This window comes from Actinomadura sp. NPDC048021, assembly GCF_040653135.1.
GTDB lineage: Bacteria > Actinomycetota > Actinomycetes > Streptosporangiales > Streptosporangiaceae > Spirillospora > Spirillospora verrucosospora.
On record NZ_JBEZJQ010000051.1, the window covers coordinates 18,240 to 28,682 of the forward strand.

Consider the following 10,443-nt stretch of genomic DNA (forward strand, 5'->3'; position numbering starts at 1 on the left):
GCGTGGTCGAGGCCAGTTCGGGGCGGCCCGGCCCGGCGCGTGCCCTAGTACTTGAGCCGGGACAGCAGCGCGGGGATCAGCACGGCGTTCGGGTTCTGCTGCGGGACGTAGAGCACCGGCGCGGTGCCGCCGGCCTGCTGGATCCAGACCCGGCCCCGGTCGACGGTCGCGGTGGAGATCGACGACCAGCTCAGCGATACCCGGTCGCCGCGCACGCCGCCCGGATGGACGGTCAGCCCCTGCGCCACGTCGACCGACTCGCCCGCGCGGACGCGGCCGGCCAGCTCCTCGACGAGCCGCGGCTCCGCGTGCTCCTGGCAGAGCTGGATCAACCGCCCCCAGACCCGCTCCGGCTCGCCGCCCGGCCCCGCCGCGCGAGCGGGCGCCGCACCCGGTTCGATCACCACCTCCACGCGGGGCCCGCCGCGGAACGGATGCCGCCCCGCCTGGAAGACCCACTGCGTGCCGGGGGCGTGGCCGGGACCCGCCGGGCGCTCCGCCGCCCAGTACGCCACCCACTCCACGCGCGGCCAGGCGAGCGAGGCGTTCCCGTAGGCGACGCCCTGGTGGTCGGCGTGCAGGTGCAGGCCGCGTACGTTCACGTCCAGGGAGGGGACGGACGGGGCGCGCTCCCAGGTCGGCGCGTGCGGGGCGGTGTAGTGCTCCCCGCCGGCGGACCCGGTGCCGCCCCGCTGCTCGCGGCGCGGGAGCCGGGGCGGGCGGTCGGTCTCGGGGTTCAGCCGCTCGGTCCAGCTCTCCCCGTCCCACCAGCGCAGGCTGCCCGTGCCGTAGGGGTCGGGGTACCAGCCCGGTTGCGACACTCCTGCCTCCCGCTTCGCACAGCGCGCGTGCCGAGACACCCGCCTCCCCGACCGGCGAACGCATCGTACCGACCGGACCCGCCTCCCACCGGTCATGGGCGGAACCCGGCCACCGGCCGTGGCGTGGGACGATCGGTGGTATGCCGCCCGCCAACCCTCCGTTCGTGCCGCCCGGGTCAGGGTGGCCGGAAGACCCCGCCGCCCCCGCGACCCCCGTCGCGCACGGCGCCGGCGACGTCGCCGACCTGGCCGCCGGGGCGCCGGATCTGCACGAGCTGTGCGCCCGCCAGTCGGTGTGCCGGGCCTGCGACCGGCTCGTGGAGTGGCGGGAGAAGGTCGCCGTCCAGCGCCGCCGGGCGTTCGCGGACGAGCGGTACTGGGGCCGCCCCGTCGCCGGATGGGGCGACGAGCGGCCGCGCATCCTGATCGTCGGCCTCGCCCCCGCCGCGCACGGCGGCAACCGCACCGGCCGCATCTTCACCGGCGACCGCTCGGGCGACTGGCTGTTCGCGTCCCTGCACCGGGTCGGGCTGGCGGCCCGGCCGACCAGCGTCCACGCGGGCGACGGGCAGCGGCTCATCGGCGCGCGGATGGCGGCGACCGTCCGGTGCGCCCCGCCCGACAACAAGCCGACGCCCCTGGAGCGGGCGACCTGCCTGCCGTGGCTCGCGCGCGAGGTCGAGCAGGTCGCCCCGAGCGTCCGCTGCGTCGTGTGCCTCGGCGGTTTCGCCTGGCAGGGCGTGTGGCCCGCGCTGAAGCAGGCCGGGTACGCGGTGCCGCGCCCCCGGCCGAAGTTCGGCCACGGCGCCGAGGTCGAGCTGGCTCCGCCGCCGTCGGCGTCCCGGCGCGACCCCGTCCTGCTCCTGGGGTGCTACCACCCGAGCCAGCAGAACACCTTCACCGGCCGCGTCACCGAGGAGATGCTGGACGCGGTGTTCGTCCGCGCCCGCGACTTCCACTAGGCCGGAGGGGTCGCGGCGAGGGGCGGACGCCGGGCCGTCCCCTCGGACGACGCGCGCCCGGCGTTCGAGCCGCTCCCACCGCACCCCGCGAGAGCGGTCAAGGCCGCGACGGCGATGGTGCCCCAGATGATTCGCGGCATCGCTTCCCCCTGAAAGCCGTCCCACGAAGAGTTCGACTGCGAGGCAGGGCCGTGGCCAAGCGGCCGCGGCGCGGCGGACCGGCCCCTGCACCGGTCCGCCGCCCCGCGACCGCTTGGCGCCCCCGTCGGGCCCTGACCTCGCGGTCTCCCTCTTGGTGGTACATCGGATGAGATGTCGGGCGCGCCGAGGAAGTTCGCACCTCCCCCCAAGACGTGAGGCAGCGGCAGAACCGGGTATCGCTCCGGATATGCCAACCCAGCGCACGAAACAGATCGTGATCGTCGGCGGCGGATACGTCGGCATGTACACGGCCCTGCGCCTGCAGAAGAGGCTGCGCGGCGAGATGCGCCGCGGCGAGGTCGCCGTCACCGTCATCGACCCGCAGTCCTACATGACCTACCAGCCGTTCCTGCCCGAGGCCGCCGCGGGGAACCTGGAGCCCCGCCACGTCGTCGCGCCGCTGCGCAAGGTCCTGAACCGCTGCCGCATCGTGAACGGGTTCGTGACGCGGATCGACAACGCCTCCAGACGGCTCACCCTCCGGCCCGCCGGCGCGCACACCTCCGGCGTGCCGGAGCGGGACATCGAGTACGACATGCTCGTCGTCAGCCTCGGCTCCATCTCGCGGACCCTGCCCATCCCGGGCCTCGCCGAGTGCGGGATCGGCTTCAAGACCGTCGAAGAGGCGATCTTCCTGCGCAACCACGTCCTGCACCAGCTCGACATCGCCGCGTCCAACCCGGACAACGAGGCCGTCCGCAAGCGCGCCCTCACGTTCGTGTTCGTCGGCGCCGGGTTCGCGGGCGTCGAGGCCATGGCCGAGCTGGAGGACATGGCCCGCGACGCCTGCAAGTGGTACCCGACGATCGACGAGAAGGAGATGCGCTGGATGATGGTCGAGGCCACCGACCGCATCCTTCCCGAGGTGGGCCCCGAGATGGGCCGCTGGACCGCCGAGGCCCTGCGCCGCCGCGGCATCGAGGTCAAGATGAACACGCTGCTCAAGTCCGCCGAGAAGCGGCGCATCGTGCTGAGCGACGGCGAGGAGTTCGAGGCCGGCACCCTCGTCTGGACCGCCGGCGTCAAACCGCACCCCGTCGTCAGGGAGAGCGACCTCCCCCTCGACGACAAGAGCCGCATCAGGACCACCGCCGAGCTCACCGTCGAAGGGCTCGACGGCGTCTACGCCGCCGGCGACAACGCCGCCGTCCCCGACCTCACCGACACCGGCGACTTCACCGCCCCCAACGCCCAGCACGCCGTCCGGCAGGCCAAGCGCCTCGCCGACAACATCGTGGCGGACCTGCGCGGCAAGCCCCGCAAACCGTACGTGCACGCCTACGTCGGCTCGGTCGCCGGCCTCGGCCTGCACAAGGGCGTCGCCAACGTCTACGGCCTCAAACTGCGCGGCCTGCCCGCGTGGTTCATGCACCGCACCTACCACCTGTCGCGCATGCCGACCGTCAACCGCAAGTTCCGCATCACCATGGACTGGACGCTCTCCGCGTTCTTCCGCCGCGAGATCGTTTCGCTCGGCGAACTCGAATGGCCCCGCCAGGAGTTCGAACTCGCCGCCGGACGCCAGCGCGACATCTGACAACCCGCCTTGACCGGCCGGACCGTTCCACTGGCCGAACCCGGCCGCCAGAGCTCCACAATCACGGCCCTTGGAGACGGCGGCGACAACCACTGACTCGATATGATGACGCCGCCCCTGTAGCCCAACGGCAGAGGCGGGCTCCCTAAAAGAGCCAGTGTGTCGGTTCGAGTCCGACCAGGGGCACGTGCGGCGAACCCTGCTCGCCGATCTTCTACCGGCTTCGCCTTGGCTCGCTGTGTCCGCCCAGGGGGCGACCCCCTAGAACCCCCGATGCTCGGGCTTCGCCCTCGCGCGGGCTCGGCTTCGCCATCGCCTTCTCCTCGGGTCGGGGTCGGCGGTCGTCTGGCCCGTGCTCGGCTTCGCCTTCGCCCGGGTGCTCGGCTTCGCCTTCGCCGGCGGGTGCGCGGGTCGGGGGCTTTTCGGGGGGTGTTGCGGCTGATCAACTGGGGGGTTCGCGGCTTAGACTGGTGGGTCACCTCGGCGGAAGTGGAGACCTGATGGAGAGCAGAAACCCGGCGTTCCGGGGGAGCGCCTTCGACCAGCGGGGCGGAGGGTACGGCGGGGCCGCCTATGCCGCGCCCGGGTACGCGCCGGCCGCCACCAGGACGATGACCATGGACGACGTCGTCGTCCGCGGATTCCTGACGCTCGTGACCCTGGTGGCCACGGCGGCGCTGGCCTGGGCGCTGGTGCCGACCGCGCGCGCCGCGCCCGTGCTGGTCGTGGCGCTCATCGCCGAGATCGGCATCTGGGCGTTCATCGCGTTCGGCCGCAAGGCGAACGCGGCGACGGTGCTGGCGTTCGCCGCCGTCTACGGCGTCGTCGTCGGGATCGTCAGCCACTCCTACAACGACATCTACCACGGAGTGGTCTTCCAGGCGGTGGTCGGGACGGCGCTGGCGTTCGGCGCCACCCTCGCCGTCTACGCGCTGCGCATCGTCCGGGTCACGCCCAAGTTCGCCCGGTTCGTCATGGCCGCCGGGCTCGCGCTGATCGGGCTGATGCTCGTCAACTGGGTCGTGTACCTGTTCGGCGGCGACCACGGCATCGGGATCCGCGACCCCGGCAACCCCCTCGCCTACGTCTTCAGCGTCGTCGCGATCCTCGTCGGCTGCTTCTTCCTGCTGCTCGACTTCGACGCGGTCGAGACCGGGGTGCGGACGGGCGCGCCCGAGAAGTTCGCCTGGTACTGCGCGTTCGGGCTGGTGCTGAGCCTGGTGTGGATCTACCTGGAGATCCTGCGGCTGCTCAGCTACTTCTCCGGGCGCGACTAGGGGTGAGCGTCGGCGTGTTGTGAGCCCGACGCAGTGAGGTCTCCGGTCGGCGCGCTTCGAGAAGAAGGGCCCGGGGTTCCGGGCCCTTCGCCGGAGTTGATATGTCAGGCAGCCAGCGTCCGAGACGCTGTGTGTGCTGGCTCTTCGTCGTAGCGGGTGGTGGCGATCTGCCCGGAGGTCAGTCGCTGACCACCTGGTCGGTCCACGGGAGGTGCAGGTCGTCGCCTGCCCGCCGGGGGACGATGTGGATGTGCAGGTGGAAGATCGTCTGGGTGGCTTCGCCGCCCGCCGAGGTGATCACGTTGCACGGGAACGCCTCGCGGGCGAGCTCGGCCGCCCTGGCCATCGTCGTCGCCGAGACCATCGGGTCCTCGGTGACGTCGTCGACGTGCACGCGGGGCACCACCAGGACGTGGCCCTCCACGACCGGACCGAGCGGCACGAATGCCACCGCGTCCGGCCACTCCCGCACGATCTCGGCAGGAGCCGTACCTTCGACGATCTTGCAGAAAATGCACGAGCCGCGCTCGGTGCTGATCGGCTTGGTCATGGTCATCTCCCCGTTTGTGCGGCGCCCATGCTGGTTTGCAGGACGCGGCTTCGGGGGACGACCGTGCCCGGCCGGGGCCATCTGGCAAGTGTGACGTGCGGCTCCTGGCAGGCGGTCTACGGGCCGTTCAACACCGGCAACGTAACGGCGCTGGGCGCGGGTCCTGGCCGGGGCGGTCCACGCGTTGATCAGCCCCGCGCCGGGCGGCGTGGGGCTGATCTGTGCGGGATCTCTGCGCCAAGGTCGTGGCGAGCAGCGGCACGACGGCGGGGACACCCTCTGGCGGGATCCCGCAACGTTCGGTATGACGTTCGATCGGCGCGCCCTCCCCAGGGGAGGCGCGTGCTCAGTAGTGGCGGGCGCGGCGCGTGCGCTCGTGCTCGCGGACCAGGGCCGCGGCGTAGCCGTGGGAGAGGTTGTGCTCCTCGGCCAGCCAGGTGCTGCGTTCCTCGCAGCGCGTGAACGAGGGCCCGTTCTCGATCGTGGTGAACCACTCGGGGATGTCACGTCCGGTGACTTGCGGAATGCGGGCTATCAGCTTGCTGTGCGTCTCCGGCGAGTGGTTCAGTGACAATTGGCACCTCCAGGTCGCGGGGCTCTTCCTGCCGACTCTGCAACACCTCTCCGCATGTGACAACCCCCTAACGGGGACCTATCCATGACGTTATGTAGATCATCCGTAACGGGGATGATCCCCGGAAACGCGCAGGTGGCCCGCAGGGAGCCGCGTGAGGGCGGTTCCGCGCGGGCCACCGTGCAGGGGTCAGGTTTCCGTTTCCCTGGGTAAGGTTGGTCTTACCTTTAGGAGAGGCGCTCCAGGACCATGGCCATGCCCTGGCCGCCGCCCACGCACATCGTCTCCAGACCGAACTGCTTGTCGTGGAACCTGAGGCCGTTGAGGAGCGTGGAGGTGATCCGGGCGCCGGTCATGCCGAAGGGGTGACCGACCGCGATCGCGCCGCCGTTGACGTTCAGCTTGTCGTGGTCGATGCCGAGCTCCTCGGCGGACGGCAGCACCTGCGCCGCGAACGCCTCGTTGATCTCGACGAGGTCGATGTCGTCGATCGTCATCCCGGCCTTGGCCAGAGCCCGGCGGGACGCCTCCACCGGGCCGAGCCCCATGATCTCGGGGGACAGGCCGGTGACGCCGGTCGACACGATGCGGGCCAGCGGGGTGATGCCGAGCTCGGCGGCCTTGGTGTCGCTCATGACCACGACCGCGGCGGCGCCGTCGTTCAGCGGGCAGCAGTTGCCGGCGGTGACCGTCCCGTCCGGGCGGAAGACCGGCTTGAGCTGCGACACCTTCTCGTAGGTGGTGCCGGGGCGGGGGCCGTCGTCCTTGGCCACGACGGAGCCGTCCGGCAGCGTCACGGGGGTGATGTCCTTCTCCCAGAACCCGTTGGCGAGAGCCTTCTCGGCGAGGTTCTGCGAGCGGACGCCGAACTCGTCCTGCGCCTGGCGGGAAACGCCGCGCAGGGCCGCCACGTTCTCGGCGGTCTGGCCCATCGCGATGTAGATGTCGGGCAGCGCGCCGTCCTCGCGCGGGTCGTGCCACACGGCGGCGCCGCCCTCGCCGGCCTTGGCGGTGCGCTCCTGGGCGTCGGCGAACAGCGGGTTCTGCGTGTCGGGCAGGCCGTCGCTGCTGCCCTTGGCGAACCGGCTGACGGTCTCGACGCCCGCCGAGACGATGACGTCGGCCTCCCCGGCGCGGATCGCGTGCAGCGCCATCCGCGTCGTCTGGAGCGAGGACGAGCAGTACCGGGTGATGGTGGCGCCGGGCACGTTGTCCCAGCCCAGCAGGACCGACACCACGCGGCCCATGTTGTAGCCCTGCTCGCCGCCGGGCAGGCCGCAGCCGAGCAGCAGGTCGTCGATCTGGCTCGGGTCCAGCTGCGGGACCTTCGCCATCGCGGCGGTGACCATCTGGGCGGTGAGGTCGTCGGGCCGGATGTCCTTGAGCGACCCCTTGAAGGCGCGCCCGATCGGCGAGCGCGCGGTTGCGACGATGACTGCCTCGGGCATGTGCGGGTCTCCTTCTCAGCGCCAACGGTGTTACTCACCGGTCACCAGCAATCTAGCCGCTGGCCCCCCGCCCCGTACACGCCGCCCCCCGCGCCTGGTGGACGGAACGTCCAATAAGTACGGGCTTACCTCGTTCACCTGGGCGAGGTCCCGGCGGCGGGGTGACCGCCGCCCCATGTGTCCGGGACGCCGGGCACCGGAGAGTGGGACCGCCGCCACCGGCCGGGCCACCGCCAGCGCGGGCGAAGCCTCGGCCGGCACCCCGGGCCGCCGGGGCCCGCCACCGGTGACCGGGCGGGCTCCGGCTCCGTGAGCGCCGGGCCGTCCTCCCGGGGAAGGTGTCCGGCCGCGTGGCGCCGGGGCAGGTGCCGCAGCGGGTACCGCAGGGTGGCCCAGCGACCCCGGGGGCCGCGGTCGAGCCCGGCGACGGACGCGCCGCTGACCTCCGTGCCGGCCCGCTCGGCGGCCTCGGCGGCGGCGAGGTAGACGGGCAGGACGTCCGCCGCCAGGTGGTCGGACAGATCGTGCCCCAGGCCCAGCGCGGCCGCCATCGACGGCAGCACGGCGGCCGACGCGGCGGCGTAGCCGCGGGCGGACGGGTGGTAGCGGTCCTCGCTGAACATCGCGAGCGGGTCGGCGGCGAACTCGTGGCCGAGCAGGTCGCCGAGCGACACTGAGCGGCCGCCGCGCTCGACGACGGCGATCGTCTGGGCGGCGGCGAGCTGCCGGCTCGCGCGGCGCGCGAACCAGCGCAGCGGCGGCATCAGCGACTTCACGGAGCCGAGGTCGGGGCAGGTGCCGACGACGACCTCGCCGCCGGCGCCGCGCAGCCGCTCCACCGCGCGGGCCAGGTGCCGGACGGACTCGGCGGCCGGGACCCGCCCCGTCACGTCGTTCGCGCCGATCATGATGACGGCGACGTCGGGACGGGTCTGCAGGGCCTGGTCGACCTGGCCGCCGAGCGCCTGCGAGCGGGAACCGGAGCGGGCCACGTTCGTCACCCGGACGGGACGTCCCGCGATCGCGGACAGCCCGGCCGCCAGCAGCGCGGCGGGAGTCTCCTCCGGGGTGCGCACGCCGAGCCCGGCGGCGGTCGAGTCGCCCAGCATGACCAGCGAGAGCGGGTCGCCGCCGCGCGTCCCGCCGTACAGGCCGTCGGCGATCGGCGGGTCGCCGTTCGGCCGTGCGAGGATGGTCCTGCGGGCGAGCCTGGCCTGCATCAGCAGCAGACCGAACGTGATGCCGCCGAGCGCGGTGATGCCTCCGCCGCCATAGGCCGCGGCGGCCGCGATGCGGCGGGCGGTGAATGCTCTCCACATGCTGCGCTGACCCTCCGTGAATTTGTACCTACCCGCACGAAAGGGTCGCGATACCTGCGGTGGCGGATCTCGGCTACCGTCGAGAACGGGAAGCCTTCCGGTCACCGCGCCGGTTTCGGCGCGCGACCGGCGGCCGACCAGGGACGCAACCATAAGATCAACACACTGAACGACAAGGATGTCGCGGTGCACGTACACGACTCGCTCATCGAGCTGATGGGCAACACCCCGCTCGTCCGGCTGCGCAAGGTGACCGCCGGCGTGGGCGGCGGCCGGGCGCCGCAGGTGCTCGCCAAGGTGGAGTACTTCAACCCCGGCGGGTCGGTGAAGGACCGCATCGCGGTCCGCATGATCGACGCCGCCGAGAAGTCGGGCGAGCTGCGCCCCGGAGGGACGATCGTCGAGCCGACGTCCGGCAACACCGGGGTCGGCCTCGCCATCGTCGCGCAGGAGCGCGGCTACCGGTGCGTCTTCGTCTGCCCCGACAAGGTCGGCAAGGACAAGATCGACGTGCTGCGCGCGTACGGCGCCGAGGTGGTCGTCTGCCCGACGGCGGTGAACCCCGAGCACCCCGACTCCTACTACTCGGTCTCGGACCGCCTCGTCACCGAGATCCCCGACGCGTGGAAGCCGAACCAGTACACCAACCCGCAGAACCCCCAGTCGCACTACGAGACGACCGGGCCGGAGCTGTGGGAGCAGACCGAGGGCCGCATCACGCACTTCGTCGCGGGCATCGGCACCGGCGGGACGATCAGCGGCGTCGGCCGGTACCTCAAGGAGGTCTCCGGCGGACGGGTCCGGATCGTCGGCGCGGACCCGGAGGGCTCGGTCTACTCCGGCGGCAGCGGCCGCCCCTACCTCACCGAGGGCGTCGGCGAGGACATCTGGCCCGAGACCTACGACCGCGACATCTGCGACGAGGTCATCGCGGTGTCCGACAAGGACTCCTTCACCATGACCCGCCGCCTCGCCCGCGAGGAGGCGCTGCTCGTCGGCGGGTCCTGCGGGATGGCGGTCGTCGCCGCGCTGCGCGTGGCCGAGCGCGCCGATCCGGACGCGGTGATCGTGGTGCTGCTGCCCGACGGCGGCCGCGGCTACCTCGGCAAGATCTTCAACGACAGCTGGATGGCGGACTACGGCTTCCTCACCCCCTCCACCGAGGAGGCGCGGGTCGGCGAGGTGCTCACCCGCAAGGGCGGCACGCTGCCGGAGTTCGTGCACGTCCACCCGCACGAGACCGTGCAGACCGCGATCGCCATCATGCGCGAGTACGAGGTGTCGCAGCTGCCGGTGATGAAGGAGGAGCCGCCGGTCATGGCGGCCGAGGTGGTCGGATCGGTCGGGGAGACCGACCTGCTCGACATCATGGTCAAGGGCCAGGCCAAGATGACCGAGCCGGTCGAGTCGCACATGTCGGCGCCGCTGCCGACGCTCGGCTCCGGCGAGCCGGTCAGCAAGGCCGTCGGCGTCCTGGAGAAGTCCGGCGCCGCCGTCGTCCTCGTGGACGGCAAGCCCAAGGGCCTCATCACCCGGCAGGACCTTCTGGCCTTCCTGTCCGACTCCACCGGCTGACCCCGGCGGAGCGGAGAACGGCCGAGCGCCTGGAGATCGATGATCTCCAGGCGCTCGGCCGTTCAGGTGTCGGGGGGGGGGGGGGGGCCGCGGGGGGGGGGGGGGGGGGGGGGCCCCCCCCCCCCCGCCGGGGGGGGGGGCCCCCCCCCGGGGGGCGCGGCGGGGGGGGGGGAGCCGCC

9 protein-coding genes and 1 tRNA gene are annotated in these 10,443 nt (G+C 72.5%); 5 read left to right on the forward strand and 5 right to left on the reverse strand.

The features are described 5' to 3' along the window. Positions 1-44: 44 nt before the first annotated feature. Positions 45-821, reverse strand: a complete 777-nt coding sequence (locus AB0C87_RS42425) for a DUF2510 domain-containing protein (RefSeq protein WP_360582225.1) — start codon at positions 819-821, stop codon at positions 45-47. Between the two features lie 140 nt (positions 822-961). Between AB0C87_RS42425 and AB0C87_RS42430 the strand changes: the two genes are divergently transcribed. The 4 genes from AB0C87_RS42430 (at position 962) to AB0C87_RS42445 (ending at position 4,798) form a co-directional block, all read left to right on the forward strand. Further along, positions 962-1,783 carry a uracil-DNA glycosylase gene (locus AB0C87_RS42430; RefSeq protein WP_345176889.1) on the forward strand — a complete coding sequence of 274 codons (822 nt, stop codon included), beginning with the start codon at positions 962-964 and terminating at the stop codon, positions 1,781-1,783. 388 nt (positions 1,784-2,171) lie between these two features. Then, positions 2,172-3,521, forward strand: coding sequence for an NAD(P)/FAD-dependent oxidoreductase (locus AB0C87_RS42435; RefSeq protein ID WP_360582227.1), 1,350 nt, complete (start codon positions 2,172-2,174; stop codon positions 3,519-3,521). 113 nt (positions 3,522-3,634) lie between these two features. Next, a tRNA-Leu gene (locus AB0C87_RS42440) sits at positions 3,635-3,707 on the forward strand. 314 nt (positions 3,708-4,021) lie between these two features. Further along, complete coding sequence (locus tag AB0C87_RS42445) at positions 4,022-4,798, forward strand: Bax inhibitor-1/YccA family protein (protein WP_353834688.1); 777 nt, start codon at positions 4,022-4,024, stop codon at positions 4,796-4,798. Between the two features lie 178 nt (positions 4,799-4,976). Here AB0C87_RS42445 and AB0C87_RS42450 read toward each other — a convergent pair whose 3' ends face one another. The 4 genes from AB0C87_RS42450 to AB0C87_RS42465 form a co-directional block, all read right to left on the reverse strand. Continuing rightward, positions 4,977-5,348: an HIT domain-containing protein gene (locus AB0C87_RS42450; protein WP_353834687.1), complete on the reverse strand. Its 372-nt coding sequence runs from the start codon at positions 5,346-5,348 to the stop codon at positions 4,977-4,979. 346 nt (positions 5,349-5,694) lie between these two features. Further along, the gene (locus tag AB0C87_RS42455) at positions 5,695-5,922 is read right to left on the reverse strand and encodes a DUF4287 domain-containing protein (RefSeq protein ID WP_179843986.1); all 228 of its coding nucleotides are present in this window, start codon (positions 5,920-5,922) and stop codon (positions 5,695-5,697) included. A gap of 227 nt (positions 5,923-6,149) precedes the next feature. Then, the gene (locus tag AB0C87_RS42460; protein WP_345176900.1) at positions 6,150-7,370 is read right to left on the reverse strand and encodes an acetyl-CoA C-acetyltransferase; all 1,221 of its coding nucleotides are present in this window, start codon (positions 7,368-7,370) and stop codon (positions 6,150-6,152) included. A 134-nt stretch (positions 7,371-7,504) separates the two neighbouring features. Beyond that, positions 7,505-8,689: an SGNH/GDSL hydrolase family protein gene (locus AB0C87_RS42465; RefSeq protein WP_360582230.1), complete on the reverse strand. Its 1,185-nt coding sequence runs from the start codon at positions 8,687-8,689 to the stop codon at positions 7,505-7,507. Positions 8,690-8,875: 186 nt separating this feature from the next. Here AB0C87_RS42465 and AB0C87_RS42470 point away from each other — a divergent pair, with 186 nt between their 5' ends. After that, complete coding sequence (locus AB0C87_RS42470; protein ID WP_345176905.1) at positions 8,876-10,264, forward strand: cystathionine beta-synthase; 1,389 nt, start codon at positions 8,876-8,878, stop codon at positions 10,262-10,264. Positions 10,265-10,443 lie beyond the last annotated feature (179 nt).

Coding starts and splice junctions, on each gene's coding strand:
- AB0C87_RS42430 (WP_345176889.1), top strand. CDS start 962: ATGCCGCCCGCCAACCCTCCGTTCGTGCCGCCCGGGTCAGGGTGGCCG.
- AB0C87_RS42435 (WP_360582227.1), top strand. CDS start 2,172: ATGCCAACCCAGCGCACGAAACAGATCGTGATCGTCGGCGGCGGATAC.
- AB0C87_RS42445 (WP_353834688.1), top strand. CDS start 4,022: ATGGAGAGCAGAAACCCGGCGTTCCGGGGGAGCGCCTTCGACCAGCGG.
- AB0C87_RS42450 (WP_353834687.1), bottom strand. CDS start 5,348: ATGACCAAGCCGATCAGCACCGAGCGCGGCTCGTGCATTTTCTGCAAG.
- AB0C87_RS42460 (WP_345176900.1), bottom strand. CDS start 7,370: ATGCCCGAGGCAGTCATCGTCGCAACCGCGCGCTCGCCGATCGGGCGC.
- AB0C87_RS42465 (WP_360582230.1), bottom strand. CDS start 8,689: ATGTGGAGAGCATTCACCGCCCGCCGCATCGCGGCCGCCGCGGCCTAT.